Source organism: Pseudomonas sp. JUb42 (assembly GCF_024807945.1).
Taxonomy (GTDB): Bacteria; Pseudomonadota; Gammaproteobacteria; order Pseudomonadales; family Pseudomonadaceae; genus Aquipseudomonas.
This window is the reverse complement of sequence record NZ_JANUFD010000020.1, coordinates 96,326-120,359: the sequence shown is the minus strand read 5'-3', so window position 1 is coordinate 120,359 and position 24,034 is coordinate 96,326. Positions and strand designations below refer to the sequence as shown.

The 24,034-nt window shown below is 58.9% G+C and carries 26 protein-coding genes; 16 read left to right on the top strand and 10 right to left on the bottom strand.

Annotated elements, in window-relative coordinates:
* Positions 1-17: 17 nt before the first annotated feature.
* From ispF to rpoS, 6 genes are all read left to right on the top strand, one after another.
* Positions 18-491 carry a 2-C-methyl-D-erythritol 2,4-cyclodiphosphate synthase gene (gene ispF, locus M2401_RS31060; RefSeq protein ID WP_259109877.1) on the top strand — a complete coding sequence of 158 codons (474 nt, stop codon included), beginning with the start codon at positions 18-20 and terminating at the stop codon, positions 489-491.
* A complete protein-coding gene (gene truD / locus M2401_RS31055) occupies positions 488-1,546 on the top strand; it encodes a tRNA pseudouridine(13) synthase TruD (protein ID WP_259109875.1) in 1,059 nt (352 codons plus the stop codon). The genes ispF and truD overlap by 4 nt, the downstream gene beginning before the upstream one ends.
* Entirely contained in the window at positions 1,534-2,283 is a 750-nt protein-coding gene (gene surE, locus M2401_RS31050; protein WP_259109872.1) for a 5'/3'-nucleotidase SurE, read from the top strand. The genes truD and surE overlap by 13 nt, the downstream gene beginning before the upstream one ends.
* 41 nt (positions 2,284-2,324) lie before the next feature.
* Complete coding sequence (locus M2401_RS31045) at positions 2,325-2,960, top strand: protein-L-isoaspartate(D-aspartate) O-methyltransferase (RefSeq protein WP_259109962.1); 636 nt, start codon at positions 2,325-2,327, stop codon at positions 2,958-2,960.
* A gap of 190 nt (positions 2,961-3,150) precedes the next feature.
* Positions 3,151-4,038, top strand: a complete 888-nt coding sequence (locus M2401_RS31040) for a peptidoglycan DD-metalloendopeptidase family protein (RefSeq protein ID WP_259109870.1) — start codon at positions 3,151-3,153, stop codon at positions 4,036-4,038.
* A gap of 102 nt (positions 4,039-4,140) precedes the next feature.
* The gene (gene rpoS, locus M2401_RS31035) at positions 4,141-5,148 is read left to right on the top strand and encodes an RNA polymerase sigma factor RpoS (RefSeq protein WP_259109868.1); all 1,008 of its coding nucleotides are present in this window, start codon (positions 4,141-4,143) and stop codon (positions 5,146-5,148) included.
* A 543-nt stretch (positions 5,149-5,691) separates the two neighbouring features.
* On the opposite strand, the gene fdxA is transcribed toward rpoS, so the two are convergent.
* The gene (fdxA, locus tag M2401_RS31030) at positions 5,692-6,015 is read right to left on the bottom strand and encodes a ferredoxin FdxA (protein WP_259109866.1); all 324 of its coding nucleotides are present in this window, start codon (positions 6,013-6,015) and stop codon (positions 5,692-5,694) included.
* Positions 6,016-6,237: 222 nt separating this feature from the next.
* A complete protein-coding gene (gene mutS, locus M2401_RS31025) occupies positions 6,238-8,805 on the bottom strand; it encodes a DNA mismatch repair protein MutS (RefSeq protein ID WP_259109960.1) in 2,568 nt (855 codons plus the stop codon).
* A 495-nt stretch (positions 8,806-9,300) separates the two neighbouring features.
* Between mutS and M2401_RS31020 the strand changes: the two genes are divergently transcribed.
* The 3 genes from M2401_RS31020 to recX all read left to right on the top strand — a co-directional run bounded on the left by M2401_RS31020 (position 9,301) and on the right by recX (position 11,445).
* On the top strand, positions 9,301-9,801 hold the full coding sequence (locus M2401_RS31020) for a CinA family protein (protein ID WP_259109864.1): 501 nt from the start codon (positions 9,301-9,303) through the stop codon (positions 9,799-9,801).
* Positions 9,802-9,895: 94 nt separating this feature from the next.
* Positions 9,896-10,969, top strand: a complete 1,074-nt coding sequence (gene recA, locus M2401_RS31015; protein ID WP_259109861.1) for a recombinase RecA — start codon at positions 9,896-9,898, stop codon at positions 10,967-10,969.
* Positions 10,970-10,977: 8 nt separating this feature from the next.
* Positions 10,978-11,445 carry a recombination regulator RecX gene (gene recX, locus M2401_RS31010; RefSeq protein ID WP_259109859.1) on the top strand — a complete coding sequence of 156 codons (468 nt, stop codon included), beginning with the start codon at positions 10,978-10,980 and terminating at the stop codon, positions 11,443-11,445.
* A 3-nt stretch (positions 11,446-11,448) separates the two neighbouring features.
* On the opposite strand, the gene M2401_RS31005 is transcribed toward recX, so the two are convergent.
* Positions 11,449-12,567: a TIGR00730 family Rossman fold protein gene (locus M2401_RS31005; RefSeq protein WP_259109856.1), complete on the bottom strand. Its 1,119-nt coding sequence runs from the start codon at positions 12,565-12,567 to the stop codon at positions 11,449-11,451.
* Between the two features lie 100 nt (positions 12,568-12,667).
* Positions 12,668-13,078 carry a quorum-sensing-regulated virulence factor family protein gene (locus M2401_RS31000; RefSeq protein ID WP_259109855.1) on the bottom strand — a complete coding sequence of 137 codons (411 nt, stop codon included), beginning with the start codon at positions 13,076-13,078 and terminating at the stop codon, positions 12,668-12,670.
* A 218-nt stretch (positions 13,079-13,296) separates the two neighbouring features.
* Between M2401_RS31000 and M2401_RS30995 the strand changes: the two genes are divergently transcribed.
* The 3 genes from M2401_RS30995 (at position 13,297) to M2401_RS30985 (ending at position 15,429) form a co-directional block, all read left to right on the top strand.
* The gene (locus tag M2401_RS30995; protein WP_259109853.1) at positions 13,297-14,007 is read left to right on the top strand and encodes a tRNA-uridine aminocarboxypropyltransferase; all 711 of its coding nucleotides are present in this window, start codon (positions 13,297-13,299) and stop codon (positions 14,005-14,007) included.
* A gap of 324 nt (positions 14,008-14,331) precedes the next feature.
* Positions 14,332-14,979 carry a response regulator transcription factor ErdR gene (gene erdR, locus M2401_RS30990; RefSeq protein WP_259109851.1) on the top strand — a complete coding sequence of 216 codons (648 nt, stop codon included), beginning with the start codon at positions 14,332-14,334 and terminating at the stop codon, positions 14,977-14,979.
* Between the two features lie 84 nt (positions 14,980-15,063).
* A complete protein-coding gene (locus M2401_RS30985) occupies positions 15,064-15,429 on the top strand; it encodes a diacylglycerol kinase (protein ID WP_259109848.1) in 366 nt (121 codons plus the stop codon).
* Here M2401_RS30985 and M2401_RS30980 read toward each other — a convergent pair.
* Positions 15,426-16,352, bottom strand: coding sequence for a LysR family transcriptional regulator (locus M2401_RS30980; RefSeq protein ID WP_259109846.1), 927 nt, complete (start codon positions 16,350-16,352; stop codon positions 15,426-15,428). The two genes, M2401_RS30985 and M2401_RS30980, sit on opposite strands and share 4 nt — an antisense overlap.
* 125 nt (positions 16,353-16,477) lie before the next feature.
* Between M2401_RS30980 and fpr the strand changes: the two genes are divergently transcribed.
* Complete coding sequence (fpr, locus tag M2401_RS30975) at positions 16,478-17,257, top strand: ferredoxin-NADP reductase (protein WP_259109844.1); 780 nt, start codon at positions 16,478-16,480, stop codon at positions 17,255-17,257.
* A gap of 111 nt (positions 17,258-17,368) precedes the next feature.
* On the opposite strand, the gene tsaA is transcribed toward fpr, so the two are convergent.
* The 5 genes from tsaA to rimO form a co-directional block, all read right to left on the bottom strand.
* Positions 17,369-18,067 (bottom strand): tRNA (N6-threonylcarbamoyladenosine(37)-N6)-methyltransferase TrmO, encoded by a 699-nt coding sequence (gene tsaA / locus M2401_RS30970; protein WP_259109842.1) that lies wholly within the window; start codon positions 18,065-18,067, stop codon positions 17,369-17,371.
* Positions 18,068-18,074: 7 nt separating this feature from the next.
* A complete protein-coding gene (locus M2401_RS30965; RefSeq protein WP_259109840.1) occupies positions 18,075-18,536 on the bottom strand; it encodes a DUF1456 family protein in 462 nt (153 codons plus the stop codon).
* Positions 18,537-18,617: 81 nt separating this feature from the next.
* The gene (locus tag M2401_RS30960) at positions 18,618-19,328 is read right to left on the bottom strand and encodes an rRNA pseudouridine synthase (protein ID WP_259109839.1); all 711 of its coding nucleotides are present in this window, start codon (positions 19,326-19,328) and stop codon (positions 18,618-18,620) included.
* A 133-nt stretch (positions 19,329-19,461) separates the two neighbouring features.
* Positions 19,462-19,917, bottom strand: coding sequence for a GNAT family N-acetyltransferase (locus M2401_RS30955; RefSeq protein WP_259109837.1), 456 nt, complete (start codon positions 19,915-19,917; stop codon positions 19,462-19,464).
* A 133-nt stretch (positions 19,918-20,050) separates the two neighbouring features.
* Positions 20,051-21,376, bottom strand: a complete 1,326-nt coding sequence (gene rimO / locus M2401_RS30950) for a 30S ribosomal protein S12 methylthiotransferase RimO (protein ID WP_259109835.1) — start codon at positions 21,374-21,376, stop codon at positions 20,051-20,053.
* Between the two features lie 35 nt (positions 21,377-21,411).
* Here rimO and M2401_RS30945 point away from each other — a divergent pair, with 35 nt between their 5' ends.
* From M2401_RS30945 to M2401_RS30935, 3 genes are all read left to right on the top strand, one after another.
* Positions 21,412-23,028 (top strand): recombinase family protein, encoded by a 1,617-nt coding sequence (locus M2401_RS30945; RefSeq protein ID WP_259109957.1) that lies wholly within the window; start codon positions 21,412-21,414, stop codon positions 23,026-23,028.
* A 67-nt stretch (positions 23,029-23,095) separates the two neighbouring features.
* On the top strand, positions 23,096-23,359 hold the full coding sequence (locus tag M2401_RS30940) for a DUF1654 domain-containing protein (RefSeq protein ID WP_259109832.1): 264 nt from the start codon (positions 23,096-23,098) through the stop codon (positions 23,357-23,359).
* A gap of 119 nt (positions 23,360-23,478) precedes the next feature.
* The gene (locus M2401_RS30935; RefSeq protein WP_259109830.1) at positions 23,479-24,033 is read left to right on the top strand and encodes a hypothetical protein; all 555 of its coding nucleotides are present in this window, start codon (positions 23,479-23,481) and stop codon (positions 24,031-24,033) included.
* Position 24,034: the final 1 nt, after the last annotated feature.

Sequence of the window (24,034 nt, the reverse complement as noted above, 5' to 3'; positions counted from 1 at the left end):
TTTCAGGGCGTTTTTTTATGCGTATTGGCCATGGCTACGATGTGCACCGTTTCGCCGAGGGCGACTTCATTACCCTAGGCGGCGTGCGCATTGCACACAGGTTCGGCCTGCTGGCCCATTCTGATGGCGATGTGCTTCTGCATGCCTTGAGCGATGCCCTGCTCGGCGCGGCTGCGCTGGGTGATATCGGCAAGCATTTCCCCGATACCGATCCGCAATTCAAGGGTGCCGACAGCCGTGTGCTGTTGCGTCATGTGTTGGGCCTGATCCATGCCAAAGGCTGGAAGGTCGGCAATGTCGACGCCACCATCGTTGCCCAGGCGCCGAAAATGGCTCCGCATATCGATTCGATGCGCGCCTTGATTGCCGCGGATCTTCAAGTTGAGCTCGATCAAGTGAACGTAAAAGCCACCACCACGGAAAAGCTCGGCTTCACCGGCCGCGAAGAAGGCATTGCCGTGCACGCCGTTGCTCTGTTGCTGCGCCCATGACTGAACTCGAACTGCTAGGCCCGCGCGCCTACGGCCAATCCCTGGGCAGCGCTGTACTCAAGGCCACCGCCGAAGACTTTCAGGTCGACGAAGTACTGGATATCCCGCTGTCCGGCGACGGTGAGCACCTTTGGCTGTGGGTCGAGAAGCGCGGCCTGAATACCGAAGAGGCGGCCCGCCGTCTGGCCCGTGCCGCCGGTGTGCAATTGCGCACTGTCAGCTATGCCGGTCTCAAGGACCGTCAGGCCCTGACCCGGCAATGGTTCAGCATCCAGTTGCCCGGCAAGGCCGATCCGGATATGAGCAGCGCGGAAAACGACACCCTGAAGATCCTCAAGAGTGGTCGGCACAAGCGCAAGTTGCAGCGCGGCGCCCATGCCGCCAACGGCTTCACCCTGCGCCTGACCGGTCTTGCGGCAGACAAGGCCGCCCTGGATCTGCGCCTGCAGGCCATCGCCGCTCAGGGCATCCCCAATTACTTCGGTGCCCAGCGCTTCGGCTTTGACGGCGGCAACCTCGGCGAGGCTCGCGATTACGCGGCTCGTCAGGCCCTGCCGGAGCAGCGTAATGTGCGTTCGCGTCTGCTTTCTACCGCACGCAGCTACATATTCAATCAGGTCCTGGCCGCCCGGGTTGCCGACGGCAGCTGGCAGCGCGCCCAGGTTGGCGATCTGTTGGCATTTACCGACAGCCGCAGTTTTTTTCCTGCCGGTGAAGCCGAATGCAGCGACCCGCGCCTGGCCATTCTCGACTTGCACCCGACCGGGCCGCAGTGGGGTCAAGGCCCTTCGCCAGCTCAGGGCATCACCGCCGAGCTGGAAAACAGCGTCGCCCAACGTGAGTCAGTGCTTTGCGATTGGCTGATCAGGGCGGGAATGGAACACGAACGTCGCATCCTGCGGCTGCCCATTGGCCGGTTGACGTGGCATTATCCCGAGTCTGACATTCTGCAACTGGAATTCGTCCTTCCGGCCGGATGCTTCGCCACCGTACTGGTGCGTGAACTCGTCGATCTGGTGCCGGTTGGGCAGACGGACAGCCCATGCGTATTCTGATTTCAAATGATGATGGGGTAATGGCCCCCGGTCTTGCTGCGCTGCATTCGGCGTTGGCGGATTACTGTGAGTGCGTGATTGTCGCGCCTGATCAGGACCGAAGCGGCGCCAGCAGCTCACTGACCCTGGATCGGCCATTGCATCCGCATGTGCTGAGCAACGGTTATATCAGCGTCAACGGGTCGCCCACCGACTGCGTGCACCTGGGCCTCAATGGCCTGTTGGAGCAGACGCCGGACATGGTGGTCTCGGGCATCAACCTGGGCGCGAACCTGGGTGACGACGTGCTGTATTCCGGCACCGTCGGCGCGGCGCTGGAAGGACGCTTCTTGGAGCGACCGTCCTTTGCCTTTTCATTTCTGTCGCGTCAGCCCGATAATCTGGCGACGGCGGCGCATTATGCCCGCCTGCTGGTCGAGGCCCATGAACAACTGGACCTGCCGCCGCGCACGGTATTGAACGTCAATATTCCCAATCTGCCGCTCGAGAACATTCGCGGCATACAATTGACCCGTCTGGGCCATCGCGCCCGTGCGGCGGCCCCCGTCAAGGTGGTCGACCCCCGCGGTCGCGCCGGTTACTGGATCGCCGCCGCCGGAGATGCCGAAGACGGCGGGGCAGGCACGGACTTTCACGCAGTCATGCAGGGCTTCGTCTCGATTACGCCCTTGCAGCTTGATCGTACCTATCAAGGAGGCTTCAGCAGCCTGAACCGTTGGCTGGAGGGGCTGGGTTGATGTCACGCGAGCAAGATGATCTGTTACGACGCGGGATTGGCATGACCTCCCAGCGCACCCGTGAGCGTTTGATCCAGCGCCTGTACGAGGAGGGGCTGTCCAACGCCCAGGTACTGGAGGTGATTCGCAAGACACCGCGCCATCTGTTCGTCGATGAGGCCCTGGCGCATCGGGCCTACGAAGACACGGCGCTGCCGATCGGCCATAACCAGACCATTTCCCAGCCCTATATGGTGGCGCGCATGAGCGAGCTGCTATTGGCGGCAGGGCCGCTGGACAAGGTGCTGGAAATCGGCACCGGTTCGGGCTACCAGACCGCAGTGCTGGCGCAGCTGGTCGAGCGAGTGTTCTCGGTGGAGCGGATCAAGGTTTTGCAGGATCGCGCCAAAGAGCGTCTGGTCGAGCTGAATTTACGTAACGTAGTGTTTCGCTGGGGCGATGGCTGGGAAGGCTGGCCGGCGCTGGCACCTTACAACGGCATCATTGTCACGGCAGTGGCCACGGATGTGCCACAGGCCTTGCTCGATCAACTGGCACCGGGTGGGCGACTGGTCATACCGGTCGGCTCCGGCGAGGTACAGCAACTGATGCTGATCATTCGTGAAGAGAACGGTTTTTCCCGGCATGTGCTGGGGGCTGTCCGTTTCGTGCCCTTGCTCAATGGCCCCCTGGCCTGAGCTTTTGCATCGCCGCTGAATTCTGTCAGGCACTGCGGGTCTATCTCCTGTCTTTCTCTGGTACAGGAACCCGGTAGGTGTTTATTCAGTGCGGCGCGCGAACTTTGACATCGTTTAGCAATAACTGCCTGCCGTTAATACGGCACAATAGGCACCTTTCAAATTCAGTCACCGGTAAAGGGAGTGGCGGGTGAGTCGCACAGTCATTCGGCAGCGTATGTCTTCAATAAGTTTTCAGCGGCTGATGATTGGCATTGCCCTCAGTATCCTGTTGGTAGGCTGTTCCAGCAGTCCGTCGAGCGGCGTGCGTGTGGTCGATCGCAATGGCAGCGCGGCGACGCCTCAGCGCCCTGTGGTGACCACCGGGCAATATGTGGTCAAGCGGGGCGATACGCTGTTCTCCATCGCCTTCCGTTACGGCTGGGACTACAAGGCCCTGGCTGCACGCAATCAGATTCCTGAGCCCTATACCATTCATCCGGGGCGCACGATTCGCTTCGACGGTGTTTCCAGTCAGCCGTCCGCCTCAACGCCTGTAGCGGTCGTCGGCACGCCGACCACACCGCCGCGTTCGGGTACCACGACGAGCACCACCACCAGCCCTTCGGGCTCGCTCAAGACCACGGTTATCTCCAAGCCAGTCGGGGTTGTACCGGTGGTAATACCGCCTTCCGGCGGCTCTCCGGCCGATGATGGCGGACGTTCTCCGAGTGGCTGGACCTGGCCGTCGGCCGGTGTTTTGATCGGTAAATTCTCTTCAAACGGTAGTTTGAATAAAGGAATTGATATCGCCGGGGATTTGGGACAGCCTGTTTTAGCTGCGTCTGATGGTTCGGTTGTTTACGCCGGGAGTGGCTTGCGGGGCTACGGCGAATTGGTAATCATCAAACACAGCGATACCTACGTCAGTGCCTATGGTCATAACCGTAGGCTGTTGGTACGGGAGGGGCAACAGGTCAAGGCTGGGCAGACAATTGCCGAGATGGGTTCAACTGGAACTGACCGGGTGAAGCTGCATTTTGAGATTCGCCGCCAGGGTAAGCCAGTCGATCCGCTGCAATTCTTGCCACGTCGTTGATTGTTGCCAGCCTGTTCCTTGCGTAGAGGGACAGGCTCACGCATTGCCACGGAAATCAGGCGATGCTGGAGCTTGAGGTCGAACTCACCAAAGGACTAAAAAATGGCTCTCATCAACGAAGCGCCGGAGTTTGACATAGATGATGAGGTTCTCCTGATGGAGGCCGGCATCACTCTGGAAGCTGCACCGAAGGAAAAGCAGAAACCTGCCTCCTCGGCTCGGTCCAAGGCCAAAAACTCCACCGCACTCAAGCAGCACAAGTACATTGATTACACCCGGGCGCTTGATGCGACTCAGTTGTATCTCAATGAAATTGGTTTCTCTCCTTTGCTCTCCCCGGAAGAAGAAGTGCACTTTGCGCGGTTGTCGCAAAGTGGTGATCCGGCCGGGCGCAAACGCATGATTGAAAGCAATCTGCGGCTGGTGGTGAAAATTGCCAGGCGCTATGTCAATCGTGGGTTGTCATTGCTCGACCTGATCGAGGAGGGCAATCTGGGCCTGATCCGGGCTGTCGAGAAATTTGACCCTGAACGTGGGTTCCGCTTCTCGACCTATGCCACCTGGTGGATTCGCCAGACCATCGAACGCGCCATCATGAATCAGACCCGCACCATTCGTCTGCCGATTCATGTGGTCAAAGAGCTCAATGTCTATCTGCGTGCCGCTCGCGAGCTGACCCAGAAACTCGACCACGAGCCTTCCCCTGAAGAAATCGCCAACCTGCTCGAGAAGCCGGTCTGCGAGGTCAAGCGCATGCTTGGTCTCAATGAGCGTGTGTCTTCGGTCGATGTGTCTCTTGGGCCGGACTCGGACAAGACGCTGCTCGACACCTTGACCGACGACCGGCCTACGGACCCCTGTGAGCTGCTGCAGGACGATGATCTGTCCCAGAGCATCGACCAGTGGCTGTCGGAGCTGACCGATAAGCAGCGTGAGGTGGTGGTACGCCGCTTTGGCCTGCGCGGGCATGAGAGCAGTACGCTGGAGGATGTAGGGCTGGAAATCGGGCTGACCCGTGAGCGGGTCAGGCAGATCCAGGTCGAGGGTCTCAAGCGCCTGCGGGAGATCCTCGAAAAGAACGGCTTGTCGAGTGAGTCGCTGTTTCAGTAAAAGCGTTTACTCTTTACAGTTTTAGACGCATACAAAAACACTCCGCATGGGGTGTTTTTGTTTTTCTGGCCTATGACGACTTGTCGGGAAGTATGATGATATTAATAAGATAGTGCATTTAAGAAGGACGGGATTATTCATGTCAGCCTTTACTTACGAGGGTTGTAAGTTTTTGGGCTGAGTGTCTTGAGGTTATTACGATCGTGATACGTAAATTAATTTTAACTTATTGATTTGAAAGAATTATAAAATTATATGTGCGTTACATACGGTATGGTTTTTACCCGTCCGTATAGTTGCTCTCTGCTGAGAAATCACTAATATCAGAACTGTGCCAACGGATAGGCACAGGCCGTCAAGGATGACAGTCAAGGACGTCGCAGGATGCGATTCATCAGGATGATGAAAAAGGATTAAAGGGACTAAGGAAAAAATGTGGGCGGATCACTCCGCCCCTTCTCTCTTTCGGGAGATCGCTTGCAGAGGATCTCCCGAATATAAAAAAGGCCCGTTTTTACGGGCCTTTTTTCATGGCGACGCCAATCAGCGTTCCAGGTCAGCGATCTTGCCTGGCTTGCCATCCCACTGCGCCGCGTCGGGCAGCATTTCTTTCTTTTCAGTGATGTTGGGCCAGATATCAGCCAGCTCGGCGTTGAGCTCGATGAAGTTTTCCATGCCTGCCGGTATCTCATCTTCGGAGAAGATCGCGTTGGCAGGGCATTCAGGCTCGCAGAGCGCACAATCGATGCACTCGTCCGGGTGAATCACCAGGAAGTTCGGGCCTTCGTAGAAGCAGTCCACCGGACAGACTTCTACGCAGTCGGTGTACTTGCACTTGATGCAGTTGTCGGTGACGACGAAGGTCATTTCTAATTCTCTCCTCAGGCGGCGGCAGCAAGGCCCCTACGGGTGGGGCTGCTAGATTCGGGAGTCCCCGTACCGTATGAAAAACAGGCTTTTGGCCAGCGCTATTGCGCCACGCCCTTGGTTCGCCCGCTCATCACGCGGCTTGGATCATCTGCTCAGCCAGGCTAAAAGCTGTCAGCTTCCCAAACCGCGCGGGATTCTAACAGCTTGTAACCGGTTGCGTCACAGGCGAGTTTGTAATGTGTACAACAACTCTAGTGCCTGACGCGGCGTGAGGTCGTCGAGTTTGACCTTGCTCAAGTCCTCCAGCACCGGGTGCGGCAGGCTGGCGAACAGGTCGCTTTGTTGCGGAACTGCCGGTTTCCCTGGCTTGGCTTTCGGCTGCTCGTGGGGCAGGCTGGTGGTTTCCAGGCGCTGCAGATGCTCCTTGGCGCGACCGATGACACGGGCTGGAACCCCCGCCAGTTGGGCCACGGCCAAGCCGTAGCTCTGGCTGGCCGGCCCCGGCAGTACCCGGTGCAGGAAGACGATACGTTCGTTGTGTTCGGTGGCATTGAGATGGACGTTGGCCACCAGGGGCTCGCTTTCCGGCAGAACCGTCAGCTCGAAATAGTGAGTCGCGAACAAGGTATAGGCGCGCAACTGGGCGAGACATTCCGCCGCAGCCCAGGCCAGGGACAAACCGTCAAAGGTACTGGTGCCGCGGCCGACTTCGTCCATCAGCACCAGGCTTTTGTCCGTGGCGTTGTGCAGGATATTGGCGGTTTCGCTCATCTCCACCATGAAGGTCGAACGCCCGCCGGCCAGATCGTCACTGGAGCCGATGCGGGTGAAGATGCGATCCACCAGGGACAGTTCGCAACTGGCGGCCGGAACGAAGCTGCCGATATGGGCAAGCAGCACGATCAGAGCGGTCTGGCGCATGTAGGTGGATTTACCGCCCATGTTCGGACCTGTGATCACCAACATGCGGGTGCTGTCGTCCAGGGCCAGATCATTGGCCACGAAAGGCGTGGTCAGGACCTGCTCGACTACCGGATGCCGGCCCTGGTCGATGCGCATGCACGGCTCGTCGACGAAACGCGGACAATTGAGATCCAGGTTCAGCGCGCGTTCGGCCAGGTTGGCGAGCACATCCAGTTCGGCGAGAGCGCCCGCGGTGTCCTGCAAGGGCGCCAGATGGCCGATCAAGTCCTCCAGCAAGGCTTCGTAAAGCATTTTTTCCCGGGCCAGGGCGCGGCTCTTGGCGGACAGCGCCTTGTCTTCGAACTCTTTCAACTCAGGGGTAATGAAGCGCTCCGCGCCCTTGAGGGTCTGGCGGCGGATGTAATCAGCGGGCGCCTGTTCAGCCTGCTTGCTCGGTAGCTCGATGAAGTAACCGTGGATACGGTTATAACCGACTTTCAGGTTAGCCAGGCCGGTGCGGGCCTTTTCCCGGGTTTCCAGGTCGATCAGGAACTGCCCGGCGTTTTCGCTCAGCGATTGCAGGTCGTCGAGTTCGGCGTCGTAGCCGGTTTTCAGCACGCCACCATCGCGAATCACCGCAGGCGGATTGTCGATGATCGCGCGTTGCAGCAGGTCGGCCAATTCCGGATAGGTGCTGGTGGTGGTAGCCAGGTGTTGCAAATGCGGGGCGTCCAGCTCGGTCATGCCCACTTGCAGCTCGGGCAGGGCGCTTAGGGCATCGCGCAGGCGCGCCAGGTCCCGGGGCCGAGCATTGCGCAGGCCGATCCGGGCAAGGATCCGCTCGATATCGCCGATTTCCTTGAGCTGCGGTTGCAGCTTTTCGAAGCGGTAGCTTTCCAGCAGGCAGCGGATCGAGCTCTGCCGCGCCAGCAGGATGTTCAGGTCGCGCAAGGGACGGTTCAACCAGCGGGTCAGCAGGCGCGTGCCCATGGCGGTCTGGCAGCGGTCCATCACCGATTGCAGGGTGTTGTCGCGGCCACCGGCAAGGTTGGTGTCCAGTTCCAGGTTACGGCGGCTGGCGCCATCAAGGATGATGGTATCGTCCATGCGCTCGTGGCGCAGGCTGCGCAAGTGTGGCAGGGCGGTGCGCTGGGTTTCCTTGGCATAGGCCAGCAGGCAACCGGCAGCACCGATGGCCAGGGTCAGGTTTTCGCAGCCGAAGCCTTTCAGGTCCTGGGTAGCGAATTGCTGGCAAAGACTTTTATGGGCCGTGTCACGTTCGAAGTCCCAGGGCGCACGACGCCGTGAGCCGCGACGTTTCTCGGCGGGCAAACCCTGAGGCCAGTCGTCCGGGATCAACAGTTCGACCGGATTGGTCCGCTCCAGTTCGGCCAGCAGGTTCTCCCAGCCCTTGATCTCCTGGACGCTGAAATGTCCGCTATTAATATCCAGCACGGCCAGGCCGAACAGGCGCTCGTCACCCAGTACGGCGGCGATCAGGTTGTCGCGACGTTCATCGAGCAGGGCTTCATCGCTGACAGTGCCGGGCGTGATGATACGTACCACCTGGCGTTCAACCGGGCCTTTGCTGGTTGCGGGGTCGCCGATCTGCTCGCAGATCACCACCGACTCACCGAGCTTGACCAGCTTGGCCAGGTAGCCTTCGGCGGCGTGATAGGGAATGCCGCACATGGGGATGCTCTGCCCGGCGGACTGACCACGCGCGGTCAGGGTGATATCCAGCAATTTGGCGGCTTTCTTCGCGTCTTCGTAGAAGATTTCGTAGAAGTCGCCCATGCGATAGAACATCAACTGATCAGGATGCTGATTCTTCAGCCGCCAGTATTGCTGCATCATGGGGGTGTGCGACGAAAGATCAGAAATAGCTTTATTCATCAGAGGCTTATGAGTTTTCGTTAGAAGGGGGAGGCAAATTTTTCGGACAGGGCCAGGCGACTCCAACCGTAGGAAGAGTCCGGGTGGTCCGATTGCGATGGGCGCAAGATTACCATGCACGCCAGGCCTGCGCAGGCCCGGTTGTGCGGTGGCTTTTTCATGACCGAAGTTTTCATCGGCGTTCAATCGGTTGCGTGCCTGTATAGACTCCGGACTGTTGTTCATTATCGAGTCAGCCATCGAAAAGGAGCTTTTATGGCCAAGGCAAACAAACGGGGAAGGGATTCCGTCACCGGGCGCTTCATTACAATTGAGGAAGCCAAGAGCAGGCCCAGGGAAACTACGGTCGTGACGATCAGGAAGCCGTGTCCGAAAGGCCAGGGCAAACAAAGTAAGACCGAAGAGCCGTAGTTGCGCTTCGACGGGCGGCTGCTTCTGCGGCCGCCCCTCTGTAACGATCAGTGTCTATATGAGGACAAGAGCGTGGATGAACTTACCCAGCTTGCCGCCGACCTCGGCAAGCGCTTGCAGGCTTTGCAGCATCAGGTGAGCACGGCCGAGTCCTGCACCGGTGGCGGTATTGCCGAGGCAATTACCCGTATTCCCGGCAGCTCCGCCTGGTTCGAAGCAGGTTATGTCACCTATTCCAATGCCCAGAAGACCCGCCAGTTGCAGGTGCCGCAGGCACTGTTTGGCCGCGTCGGCGCCGTCAGTCGGGAAGTGGTCGAGGCGATGGTCCGGGGTGCGCAACACAACAGCGGTGCCTATTTTTCCGTGGCCGTCAGCGGCGTGGCCGGACCCGATGGCGGCTCGGCAGACAAACCGGTCGGCACCGTCTGGGTAGGCTGGGGCGCGGGCGAGCAGATGGTTGCCCGGCGACATCAGTTCGACGGCGATCGCGATGAGGTCCGCCGACAAACGGTAAAGGCCGCGCTAGAGGGTCTGATACAACTCTCTGACGGAGAAATCCCGATTCAGGGGTAGGCGCGCGCTCGGCGCTGTGGAATAATACTGTCTACTTATACAGGTATTGCGGCCGCTTCGGCCCTTCAATGAATTTGATTACGTGAGGACTTCAATGGACGACAACAAGAAGAAAGCCTTGGCTGCGGCCTTGGGTCAGATCGAGCGTCAATTCGGCAAAGGTGCCGTAATGCGCATGGGTGACCATGACCGCCAGGCGATCCCTTCTATTTCCACCGGTTCCCTCGGGCTGGACATCGCTCTGGGCATCGGCGGCTTGCCAAAAGGCCGGATCGTCGAAATCTACGGTCCGGAATCTTCCGGTAAAACCACACTGACCCTGTCCGTCATCGCCCAGGCCCAGAAAATGGGTGCCACCTGCGCCTTCGTCGATGCCGAGCACGCCCTGGACCCGGAGTACGCCGGCAAGCTTGGCGTCAACGTCGACGACTTGCTGGTTTCCCAGCCAGACACGGGTGAGCAGGCCCTGGAAATCACCGACATGCTGGTGCGCTCCAATGCCATCGACGTGATCGTCGTCGACTCCGTGGCGGCCCTGGTGCCGAAAGCCGAGATCGAAGGCGAGATGGGCGACATGCACGTGGGCCTGCAGGCTCGCCTGATGTCCCAGGCGCTGCGCAAGATCACCGGTAACATCAAGAACGCCAACTGCCTGGTGATCTTCATCAACCAGATTCGCATGAAGATCGGCGTGATGTTCGGTAGCCCGGAAACCACCACCGGTGGTAACGCCCTGAAGTTCTACGCCTCTGTACGTCTGGACATCCGTCGTACCGGCGCGGTGAAGGAAGGCGACGAAGTAGTCGGCAGCGAAACCCGCGTCAAGATCGTCAAGAACAAGGTAGCCCCGCCATTCCGTCAGGCCGAGTTCCAGATCCTCTACGGCAAGGGTATCTACCTGAATGGCGAGATCATCGACCTGGCCGTACTGCACGGTTTCGTCGAGAAGTCCGGCGCCTGGTACAGCTACCAGGGCAGCAAGATCGGTCAGGGCAAGGCCAACTCGGCCAAGTTCCTGGCGGATAACCCGGAAATCGGTGCAGCCCTCGAGAAGCAGATTCGCGACAAGCTGCTGACCCCAGGCGTCGACACCAAGGCTGAAGGTTCGCGTCCTGCTGCTGTCGTGGCTGACGGTGTGGCTGAAGTCGAAGCTGATTCCGACTTCTGATAGCCGCCATGTCCGCCGTGCTCGATACACCTGTCGCCGTACGGCGTACTGCCATGGACCTGCTCGCGCGGCGCGAGCACGGTCGAGTCGAGCTGACGCGAAAGTTGCGTCAGCGCGGCGCCTCTGATGAACTCATCACACCCGCTCTCGATCGCCTGACCGAGGAAGGGCTCCTCTCCGAATCCCGTTATCTCGAAAGTTTCGTCTCTTACCGTGCCCGTTCCGGCTACGGCCCTATGCGTATCCGCGAAGAACTGGGCCAACGCGGCCTGCAACGTGCCGATATTGAATTGGCGTTGCGCGAGTGCGGCATCGATTGGCGCGAGCAGATGCAGGAAACCTGGCAGCGTAAATTCGCCGGGCAATTACCTGTAGATGCGAAGGAAAGGGCCCGACAAGGGCGCTTCCTGAGTTATCGGGGTTTTTCCATGGAGATGATCGGCCGCTTGCTAAGCGGCCGAGGCGGCGATGATTAGTTTTTAATCGTTGAGAAGAGGTTCGCGGCTTTCGGGCTGCGTCTGCTGCGAACCCTCGACCCAGTTCTCTGGCAGGTTGATGTAGTCCACCAGTTCGCGCAGACGTCCATTACCGCGCCCATTGAAGGCAAAGGCCAGGCGGCTCAGATGGCTGAACTGCGCCTCGTCGTGCTCTTCGCCCTGATAGGCATGCTGATGAAAGTCGTCGTTCAGGCGCAGGTCGGCAAAGGCCTCTTGTATATGTGCCAGTGCGCTTTCGTTGAGCGGGTGGTGCATGCGGATCACGAACTGATTCTTCAGCCAGCGAGTCGAGTGGAAGTTGCTGTAGAAGCGGTTGATCTCCTCGACCGCTTCGTCGCTGCTGTAGACCAGGCGCATCAGCTTCGTGTCGGCGGGCAGGATGTAATGATTGTCCTGCAGCTGGTTCTGGAAGAAATCCAGAGCGCCTTGCCAGAAGCGGCCACCCGGTACATCGAGCAGGACGACCGGCACCAGCGGGCTTTTGCCGGTCTGGATCAGGGTCAGTACTTCCAGTGCTTCATCCAGAGTGCCGAAGCCGCCAGGGCAGAGCACCAGGGCATCGGCTTCCTTGACGAAGAACAGCTTGCGGGTGAAGAAAAAGTGGAAGGGCAGCAGATGCTCGCTGCCATCGATAATCGCGTTGGCATGCTGCTCGAAAGGCAGGGTGATATTGAAGCCCAGGCTGTGTTCGCGACCCGCGCCTTCATGAGCCGCAGCCATGATGCCGCCACCGCCACCGGTAATCACCATCAGGTCGGCGCTCGCCAGTTGCGCTCCGAGTTCACGCGCCAGGGCATACAACGGATGTTCCAGAGGAGTACGGGCCGAGCCGAATACCGTGACCTTGCGACGGCCCTTGAAGCGCTCCAGTACCCGGAAGGCGTTATCCAGTTCGCGCAGGGTCTGCAAGGTGATCTTGGCGTTCCAGCGATTGCGATCGTCCTGGGCCATGCGCAGGACGGTCAGCATCATGTCGCGATACAGCGGCAGATTTGGACTGTCGGTCGAAACCTGCTGCAACAGTGCGTCGACCTGGGTGATGACATCGATCCCTTCGTCCTGGAAATGGCGAGACAAGACATCACTGGGTTTGTACGGCATTCAAACTCTCCTTGAGCAGCATCGTCTTTCGATTCTGCCGTGTCCCTATCCTAAGTCAAAATGAAAGGCGCCAGCAGTCAGAGAGAGTGATGTCAGATTGTTACTTTTTAACCTGGCAATCGCTGGCCTTGAAGGTCTGCACGATGACGCCGCGATTGGTCTTGTACTCGGTGAATGAGTACTTAAGGGTCGCGCCCTTGTCCATCAACTGGCGGAAGCCGGTGTTGTGGCACACGCTGGTGCCGAGTTGATAGCGCACAGCGTCAGGGTTGGCGCGCATCTGCTGGGCCTGGCTTTCGCGCACGCTCAGGTGGTTGACCAGTTCCTTACCGTTGACGGTGTAACCCTGATCGAGAATGTCTTCGTTGATTGCGCGCGGAGTACCGACGCTGCTTTCCTTCGCGACTTTTTCCAGCATCTGGCTCAGTTCATAGTCCTGCTTGGAGGCAGCCTGAGCGCAGAATGGGGTGACGAGCAGCAAGGTGAGAGTCGGGGCGATGAGGCGCAGCATTAAAATCTCCTGATTCGATGGGCCTGATTCGATGGTTGGCCGTTGGACCGGTGAGCCGGTCTTGCGTTCACCGTCGGCGCTGTAGCAATGGCGCCGGAGTATACAGGACCGGGCGTCTATTCAGGCGGCAGAGGGGCGGGCTCTGATAAACTGCGCGGCTTTTCCTCCTGCCGAGTTCTTGCTGTGTCTATGCTCTCCCGTCGCTGGCGTCGTGTGTAATGACCCATGCCGTTTCCCGCCTGCGCGATGAGCGCCTGGCCCGTAGCACCAAACCCTTCGTCGCGCGCGGTTCGCGGGCGCCGCGCTGCCCCGATTGCCGGGTGATTTTCAGCTATTGCCTGTGTGCCTGGCGGCCCAGTGTCGAGGCGAATTCGGCCATGTGCCTGCTGATGTACGACACCGAGCCGCTGAAGCCGACCAATACCGGCTGGCTGATTGCCGATGTGATCAAGGATACCTACGCCTTTGGCTGGTCGCGCCTTGAAGTCGATCCGGAGCTGCTGGCGTTGCTCGATGACCCGCAATGGCAGCCATATATCGTCTTTCCCGGCGAGTTCGTTGCCAAGGAACGGGTGGTTACCCAGGTCCGTCGCGATGATGGCAAGCGCCCGTTGTTTATTCTGCTGGACGCGACCTGGACCGAAGCCCGCAAGATGTTTCGCAAGAGTCCGTACCTTGAGCGTTTCCCAGTACTGAGCCTTGAGCCGGAGCAGATTTCCCGCTATCGCCTGCGTCGCTCACGGCGTGACGATCATTTCTGCACCGCAGAAGTCGCCGCGTTCTGCCTGGAACTGGCGGACGACAGTCAGGCCAGCAGTGTGCTCGATGCCTATCTGGATGTGTTCAGCGCCCATTACCTTGGTGCGAAGTTTCAGAATCCGATTGATCCGGACGATACCGCCCATACCCAGCTCAAGGCTTTTCTATAAAAGCCTTTGTGGGACCGGCTTTAGCCGGGAGGGCTGTCTCGCGGCTGAAGCCGCTTGTGTCTGCAAGGAGAAGGGCCCTAGTGGCTCTATAATGGTACATAGCGCCACACCCGCATTTGTCTGTAAGACTTATCGCTAACAGGCTGCAGGCTTAGCTGCTTGACCACCCCGGCTTCGCTGGGCATGCTTGGCGCCGCTCAGGCGCTGGTCGTCGGATTCGCTGCGCAGGCAGCCACGGCGCATAGTGAACTGCCAATATTCACGGATGCCCTGATGAGTGCTCGAACGGATCGACGCTCACCTATAGAAGAACAGGATCAAGAAATGACCTATGAAATCCTGATAGCCGATGACCACCCGCTGTTTCGCAGTGCCCTGCATCAAGCCCTCAGTATCGGTCTGGGCCCCGGCGCACGGCTGGTCGAGGCGGACAGCATCGCCCAACTGGAAACCCATCTTACTGCCAAGGCTGACTGGGATCTGGTACTGCTGGATCTGAACATGCCAGGTGCCTACGGATTCTCCGGGCTGGTGTTACTGCGCGGGCAATATCCGCAGATTCCCGTGGTCATGGTCTCAGCGCAGGAGGAAGCGTCCATCGTTGTGCGCTCCCGCGAGTTCGGTGCCAGCGGCTTCATTCCCAAATCGAGCTCCCTGGAAACCATTCAGCAAGCGGTACGCACCGTGCTGGACGGCGATGTCTGGTGGCCGCCACAGGTCAATGAGCCGGTCAGTGTTTCGGCTGACGCCAAGGCCGCGAGTGCCGGGCTGGCCAGCCTGACACCCCAGCAATTCCGCGTCCTGACCATGGTCTGTGAGGGCCTGCTGAACAAGCAGATCGCTTACGAACTGAGCGTTTCGGAAGCGACGATCAAGGCTCACGTGACGGCGATTTTCCGCAAGCTTGGGGTACGCACCCGAACACAGGCGGCGCTGCTGCTGCAACAATTGGAATCGATTTCCGCCGGGTAAACCGGGCAAAACTGCTGATCTTTCACGCTTTTTTGACTCATTTTGAATTAGCTTTCTTTTCTTTTTATAAGCAGTTGCCCACCTATGTCTCCTTTCAAAGGCCAGACCGGCCTGAAGCGTATCCTCAATGCCGCAGGTTATTCCGTCGACGGTCTGAAAGCCGCATTCAAGGGCGAAGCGGCCTTTCGCCAGTTGGTGCTGCTCAATGTGATCCTGATCCCGTTGTCGTTTTTGTTCCACGTCAGTCGTGGCGAGCGAGCGATCCTGATCGCGGTGTGCCTGCTGGCGCTGATCGTTGAGTTGCTGAACTCGGCAGTGGAAGCGGCAATCGACCGGATTTCCCTGGACCTGCATCCGCTGTCCAAGAATGCCAAGGACATGGGCAGCGCCGCGCAGTTCGTGGCGCTGAGCATGATTGGCGTGGTCTGGGCATTGATTCTGCTGGGCTAGTACACGCTCGGCAGGACAATTTCATCGCTGCGCTGCACGCCTTCGGTGAACGAGCGGCACAGTTCGAGAAACTCGCGGATGGCCGAAGTCTGGTACTTCTGTTTGTGCCAGATGAAGTAGAACTGCCGCACCAGATCCAGCTCCGGCGTTTCTACGGCCACGAGGCTGCCGCGGCGAAAGGCATCGCGCAGGGCCAGGCGGGAAATACAGCCGATGCCCAGACCCGACTCCACCGCGCGCTTGATCGCCTCGGTGTGTTCCAACTCCAGTCGTACGTTCAGCGCATTGCGATGATGACGCATGGCCTGGTCGAAGGTCAGGCGCGTGCCGGAGCCCTGTTCTCGCAGGATCCAGGCCTCGCGGGTCAATTCGTCCATGCTCGCCTGTCCGCGCTTGGCCAACGGGTGCTGGGGCGCGCAGAACACGACCAGTTCGTCCTCGACCCAGGTCTGCACTTCGATATCCGGATGGCTGCAATCACCTTCGATCAGACCCAGATCAATTTCGTAGTGCGCCACTTGTTGCACGATATGAGCCGTATTCTGTACATGCAGCTTGACCTGGCTTTCCGGGTGGCGCTGCATGAAGCTGCCGATCAGCAACGTCGCCAGATAATTGCCGATGGTCAGGGTCGCACCCACCGCCAGCGAGCCGAAACCGGACTTGCCGTTGAGCAGGTCTTCGATTTCCTTGGCCTGATCGAGCAGGGCCACGGCTTGGGGCAGCAGCTGACGCCCGGTGGCGTTGAGGCTCAGGCGTTTGCCGGCGCGGTCGAACAGCTGGCAGCTAGATTGGCGTTCCAGTTCGGTAATAGAGGTGCTGGCCGCCGATTGCGAAAGGGCCAATTGCACAGCAGCGCGCGAAACGCTCTCCTGCTGGGCGACGGCGACGAAAACCTGGAGTTGACGCAAAGTAAATCGCATATCTATATAACCGATAACCTATATCTTGATAATCCATTTAACAGATATTGTGTCTGCCACTAGAATGTCGCGCAATAGCGCTTTCACATCAGGCGCAGGCGATATTTTCAGGAGTCTCCACTTACATGAGCAACATGAACCACGAGCGTGTCCTCAGCGTCCACCACTGGAACGACACCCTCTTCAGTTTCAAGTGCACCCGTGATCCAGGTCTGCGCTTCGAGAACGGTCAGTTCGTCATGATCGGTCTGCAGCAGCCCAACGGGCGCCCGCTCATGCGTGCCTACTCGATCGCCAGCCCGAACTGGGAAGAGCATCTGGAATTCTTCAGCATCAAGGTGCCGGACGGTCCGCTGACTTCGCAGTTGCAGCACCTCAAGGAAGGCGACGAGATCATTATCAGCAAGAAGCCTACGGGCACGCTGGTTCTCGACGACCTCAAGCCGGGCAAGCATCTGTACCTGCTCAGCACCGGTACGGGCCTGGCGCCGTTCATGAGTGTGATCCAGGATCCGGAAACCTACGAGCGTTTCGAGAAAGTGATTCTCTGCCACGGCGTACGCTATGTGAACGAAGTCGCCTACCGCGAGTTCATCACCGAGCATCTGCCGCAGAACGAATTCTTCGGCGAGTCCCTGCGTGACAAGCTGATCTACTACCCGACCGTGACCCGTGAGCCTTTCGAGAATCAGGGCCGCCTGACCGACCTGATGCGTAGCGGCAAGCTGTTCACTGATATCGGCCTGCCGCCGATCAACCCGCAGGACGACCGCGCCATGCTGTGCGGCAGCCCAAGCATGCTCGACGAAACCAGCGAAGTGCTCAACAGCTTCGGTCTTACCGTTTCGCCGCGTATGCGCGAGCCGGGGGATTACCTGATCGAGCGTGCTTTCGTCGAGAAGTAAGCTTGGGCGACTGCTCAGCGATACCCAAACACCCCGCGAAAGCGGGGTGTTTTGTTTTGGGTGCCTGAATGGAAGCGGGCTTCTACACAGATATTTCGCCAGCCACGGGTGTCACATTGCCGCTGGCACAACCTCCAGTACCCGTATCAGACCGATCTCGGGATAATGCCAACGCACATCCAGATCCCAGAACTGTACGCCGTAGCGACGCTCAGGAGGCGGTATCTGGTAGGCCGGACGCGGATCCTGGGCCAGGCATTGCTCGATCAGCTCCACCAGCGGTTCTGCCAGGCGTTGGCCGTGCTCGCGGGCCTGAATCAGTGCTTCGTCCGCCCATTGCACCGGAATCAGCTGCGGCGGCGCACTGGCCATCAGGTTACTGGCGTTATCGATGCAGTCGGCATAGGGCACGTAAGGCTTGATATCCAGCACCGGCGTGCCGTCGAGCAGGTCGATGCCGGACAGCCACAGGCGCCCTGGCTCGACTTTCTCCAGACGCACCACGGACTGGCCAATGCCATTGGGCCTGTGGGTCGCCCGAGTAGCAAAGACGCCCATGGACTGATTGCCGCCCAGCCGGGGCGGGCGCACTTTGAGCCGTGGCTTTTCTTCCAGGGCCTGATGAAACAGGAACAGCAGCCAGACATGGCTGACCTGCTCAAGACCCTGTACCGCCTCGCCCTGATCGAAGGGTGCAACCAGTTCCAATACGCCCCGCGCAGCGGGAGCCAGCTGTGGCTGGCGGGGGATGGCGAACTTCTCCTTGAAGCAGGAGCGCACGAACCCCACCGGCGTGACGTTGTAGCTCATGGACGGCTCAGGCACGTACGCGCAGGGTCAGGCCCTTAAGGAAGTTGCGCAGCAACTGGTCGCCGCACGGGCGGTAGTTGTTGTGGCCCACCTTGCGAAACAGCGCGCTCAGTTCAGGCTTGGAAACCGGGAACTGCGCGGCGCTGAGGATGGCATGCATGTCGTCCTCTTTCAGTTCGAAAGCGACCCGCAGCTTTTTCAGGACGATGTTGTTGGTGATCGGCAGCTCGATGGGCTGCGCCGGACGGCTTTCGTCCTTGCCGCGCTTGAAGAACACCAAACCATCGAGGAAGTGCGCCATGATTTCATCGCTGCAATCCTGATAGCCTTCTTCTTCGTCCTTTTTCATAAAGGCGATCACGTCGGTCTTGCTGATTTCCAGGCCGCCGAGCGCAGTGATCTCGGCCACTTTGCCGTCACTGATATCCAGCATGTAGCGCACGCTGCGCAAAACGTCGTTGTTCATCATGGTGCTTGAATCCTGATCAGGTGCTGATGACGCGGCAACAGGTCGTGCCGCATCAGCGAAATTAAGTGAGGGTGCGAGGCCTTAGAATTTTTCCTTGGCTGTCATATAGCGCCATTGGCCTTCCGGCAGCTTGCCCATGGACACGCCGCCAATGCGGATGCGGCGCATCCACACGACTTTCAGGCCGACAGCGGTGCACAGCTGCACGATGACCCCCGGTTGCGGGTTCTTCATGGCGAAACGCAGGCGGTTTTCGTTCTGCCAGCTGGCTTTGACGGCGGGCAGTTCCTTGCCCTTGTAGGTCAGGCCGTGGTTCAGGCGGTTGAGGCCGTGATCGACCATGTCGCCGGATACCTCAACCACGTATTCCTGTTCGATCTTGCTGCGATCGTCGGTGAGCTTGCGCAGGATCTTCCAGTCCTGGCTGAACACTGTCAGGCCGCTGGCATCGTCCTGCAGCGACGAAGACGATTCAAGGCGCAGAAAGTGGCCGCGCAGCGGACGTTTGCCGAAGCTGTGTTCCTCCGACAGGGTGCCGGCCGTGATCGACCCCAGGGCCGCGTCCAGAGACAGCTGCGCCGGTTTGTGCAGGATCAGGGTGACCGGCTCGGGTGCGTCGGCCCGGGCCTGGGCGCTCAGCTCGACGATTTGCGTGTCGACCTTGAACTGCGGCTCATCGATGACCTGGCCATCCACGGTGACCCAGCCGCCTTCGATAAACAGTTCGGCCTCGCGGCGCGAGCAGCCGACCAGTTCGATAAGGCGTTTGGATAGGCGAATGGGGTCTGTCATGAAAAAAAGCCGTTGCTTGGAGAAGAGGGCGCACATTGTACCTGTGCGGGCCGGGTTAATCGCTTACTCATTGAAATCAACGCTGACAATCAGGGTTCGCGGGCAAGCCTTGCCCCAACGGGGTGTGTTTTGATCATTCGTTATCCGCCAGACGCATGCGCAGGATCGGAAAGGGCTGGCCCAGACCGTCCTCTTCGGTACGCCCGACCACCTCGAAGCCCTGCTTGAGGTAGAAGCCCACCGCCTGAGTGTTCTGCTCGTTAACGTCCAGCTCCCGGGCGTCGAAGTGTTCCAGGGCATAGTCCAGCAACAACTTGCCCAGGCCCTGGCCACGATATTCGGGGCCGAGAAAAAGCATTTCCAGTTTGCCCAGGCTGGCCCCGGCGAAACCGCTGATCTTCTGGTTCGGGCCGCGGATGCAGAACAGGCTGACGGCGTCCAGATACTGGGTCAGCAGCAGGTGCTTGAGAATTTCGATGTAGGAATCGGGAAGGAAATCATGGGTGGCGCGGACCGATTCCTCCCAGACTTCGATGATTTGTGGGTAGTCGCCGGGCTTGGGCATGAAGATGCATTGCGGCTGCAACATGTCGACGGATTCCCTGTTGGCTGATTTCCATTATCTGAGCAAGTCTGGACCGCTCTGGGCAGGGCGCAAATTTTTGCCGAAAAAAAGCCCCGCCGTTGTGCAAGGGCGAGGCTTTGTTCACAGGATTGACGACTTAGATCGTCTCAGCCCACAGGTCGTACTCGTCGGCATCGGTGACACGGCACATGACCTTGTCGCCCGGCTTGAGGTCCTTGTCGCTATCGATGAACACGTTACCGTCGATTTCCGGAGCATCGAAGAAGCAACGGCCAACCGCGCCCTGTTCGTCGACTTCGTCGATCAGCACTTCGATTTCCTTGCCGATCTTCATTTGCAGACGGGCTGCGCTGATGGCCTGTTGATGGGCCATGAAGCGGTCCCAGCGGTCCTGCTTGACGTCATCGGGCACGATGGCCGCGTCCAGCAGGTTCGCTGGCGCGCCTTCGACCGGCGAATACTGGAAGCAGCCGACGCGATCCAGCTGTGCTTCGGTCAGCCAGTCCAGCAGGTACTGGAAGTCTTCCTCGGTTTCGCCGGGGAAGCCGACGATGAAGGTCGAACGGATGATCAGGTCCGGGCACTGCTCGCGCCAGTTCTTGATCCGCGCCAGAGTCTTGTCTTCGAACGCCGGGCGCTTCATCAGCTTGAGGATGCGCGGGCTGGCGTGTTGGAACGGGATGTCCAGGTACGGCAGGATTTTTCCTGCGGCCATCAACGGGATCAGCTCGTCGACGTGTGGGTACGGGTACACGTAGTGCAGGCGTACCCAGACGCCCAGGGAACTGAGGGCCTGGCACAGTTCGGTCATGCGCGTCTTGACCGGCGCGCCGTTCCAGAAACCGGTGCGGTATTTGACGTCAACGCCGTAAGCGCTGGTGTCCTGGGAGATCACCAACAGCTCCTTGACCCCGGCCTTGACCAGACGCTGGGCTTCGTCCAGAACATCGCCCACCGGACGGCTGACCAGCTTGCCGCGCATCGACGGGATGATGCAGAAGCTGCAGCTGTGGTTGCAGCCTTCGGAAATCTTCAGGTAAGCGTAATGACGCGGGGTCAGCTTGACGCCTTGTGGTGGCACCAGATCGATCAGTGGGTTGTGATCGAGCTTGGGCGGCGCGGCGTCGTGCACGGCGTTGACCACCTGCTCGTACTGCTGCGGACCGGTCACGGCCAGAACGCTTGGGTGCACGTTGCGGATCACGCTCTCGTCGACGCCCATGCAGCCGGTGACGATGACCTTGCCGTTCTCGGCGATGGCTTCGCCGATCACTTCAAGGGACTCGGCCTTGGCGCTGTCGATGAAGCCGCAGGTGTTGACGACTACGACGTCGGCGTCCTGGTAGGTCGGTACGACTTCGTAGCCTTCCATGCGCAGCTGGGTCAGGATGCGCTCGGAATCAACCAGAGCCTTGGGGCACCCTAACGATACCATTCCTACACGAGGGGCTTTTGCGGTCATAATAGGTGGATCCTCATCAGGGCTTCTATTTTTTAATGACTAAAAACGGCGCGCGAGTATACAGCTATTTACGCTTTTCAGACCCCCGCCAGGGCACCGGTGGCAGCGCCGATCGTCAGTTGCAGTACGCTCAAAAATGGGCTGCTGAAAAAGACCTGGTTCTCGACGAATCTCTCTCTATGCGCGACGAGGGACTGTCGGCTTATCACCAGCGGCATGTAACTCAGGGCGCCTTGGGTGTCTTCCTTCGAGCGATTGAGGACGGCCGTATCGCTTCCGGCTCAGTCCTGGTCGTGGAAGGCCTCGACCGATTGAGCCGTGCTGAACCCATCCAAGCGCAGGCGCAACTCGCACAGATTATCAATGCCGGCATTACCGTTGTAACCGCCAGCGATGGCAGGGAGTACAACCGGGCTGGTTTGAAGGCACAGCCGATGGACCTGGTCTATTCGCTCTTGGTCATGATCCGGGCCCATGAAGAGTCAGACACGAAGAGTAAGCGAGTGAAGGCCTCTATCCGTCGGTTGTGTGAAGCCTGGCAGGCCGGCACCTATCGAGGCCAGATCCGCAACGGCAAAGACCCACTATGGCTTAGATGGACGGGCACCGGTTGGGAATTAATCCCCGAGCGGGTTAATACCGTGCGCCGTGCCCTTGAGCTGTACTTGCAGGGAATGGGTGCTGCTCGAGCGGTTCGCATCCTGCACGACGAAGGTTTGAGCTACAGCGATGTAGGGATCACCGCTCTGCAGATTTACAGGCTGATCAAGCTCCAGGCCCTGCGAGGGGCCAAAAGTTTGAGCGTCAATGGTGAAGAGTATGTCCTCGAGGACTACTACCCGCGTCTACTGTCGGAAACTGAGTGGGCCGAACTGCAGCACATGGGCGGCCAACGTTTGCGCCGGCGCATGAAGGGAGAAATCCCAGGGATTATCACTGGGATCGGTCTTACCTATTGCGGGTACTGCGGTACCGCCGTCGTTGGGCAGAACTACATGAGCCGTGCCCGGGCAGACGGGACCCTCGCAGATGGCCATCGGCGCCTGCATTGCGTGTCGTATAGCCGGAATGAAGGCTGTGGATCTGGCGGTTCCTGCAGCGTGGTACCGATTGAAAAAGCGCTTCTCAACTTCTGCTCTGATCAGCTCAACCTGCAGCGGTTGATGCAGGTTGGTGACGACGGGCAAGGTCTTCGCAAGCAACTGGTAGCAGCCCGAGCAGCTGTGCAGAAAATCACGGAGCAGCTGGTTAGGGTGACCGATGCACTGCTCGCAGATGATGACGGGCCGGCACCTATCTCATTTGTGCGCAAAGCTCGCGAGTTAGAAGCACAGCAGATCGAGGCTGAAAAGAAAGTGGCAGCAATCGAGCACGAGCTGGCGGCAACCGCCGGATCTGGCAAGCCAGCACAGGCTGAGCAGTGGGCCGAACTGGCCGCCCTGGTCGCGGCAGGAGATTACGGCGCCCGGGAAAAGGTGCGTCAGTTGGTTATGGATACCTTCGAGCGCATCGTCGTCTATATGCGCGGGATGGGGGACGAGGACCGCAAACACAAATTCATCGACGTGCAATTGCTCTCCCGCACAGGGCAGCACCGGCTTATGCAGATCAACCGTAAATCTGGTGAGTGGGTGGCCAGTGAAGACTGGTGATGATGGCTTGCGGCCATAAGTAATATGAATATACTGTATGTTCATACAGTGATGGCAAGGAGCCCTCATGCTGCACGTCCCCCCCGTCGGTATTACTCACCAGGTCTTCACTTCGTACCAAGAGCTGATGCGCCGCATTCACAAGCAGATTAATAGCTCAGATGCTCAGCTCAGGCGACAGACCGTTATAGTGCGCCTGTCGGACGAAAGTGAGGATGATTGGGAAACTTTCTTGGATCAGTTGGACATCGACGAAAGTGTGAGGGTCGTTCGTCTCGAAGGCGGATTAGCTAGGCTCACCTGGACAAACCAGCACCTGTCTCACATTTGATCGTGTTGACTAGAGGTTAATTTAGATACCTGCGGTATTGAAAAAATGCGTTACCTGCGGTTAATCTACGCGTACCAGCTCAGCGCAACGCGCTGCAGTTACAATCGTGGAGGTTAACAATGCAGGTTTTCACCCTCTCATCAGAAGCCCGGCAGACGCTGGCCGGGCAGATCGCCAGAAATGGTCTTTTTGTGCATCACCTTGGCACCGACCATACCGAGGGCCAAGGCCCAAAGAATTGGCTAATCGTAAACCTCGACATTGAACAATGCGGTGCCGACGTTTCAGTGCGTGTTCAGATGCGTGGAACTAACAACTCCCTGACCATCCCTCAGAGCACTCACGCTGCTTCTCGGGTTGCCTCGTTCCTTGAAGAATTAGCGAACGGAGATGCACCGGAGGCCCCCCATTGCCTTATGAATACGATGGAATCGATTCTGTGGAACGCGATCTGCCGGCGACGAGGTGTCTATTCCCTAGCGGCGTCCGGTGTCGACGATTTGGGGCTTTCGCTTTCTCCTGCCACTCGTCAAGGACGAGTGATTTTTCGATTTGAAATGAGCGGCATGGGGTTGACGCTGCCACTCCTCTTGCCAAGTGACCAAAAGCAGGCGCTTGAGTTGCTTACCGGTTGTGTGCAGGAACTCGTCGCCAACTATCACGGCGCCGTTTAAG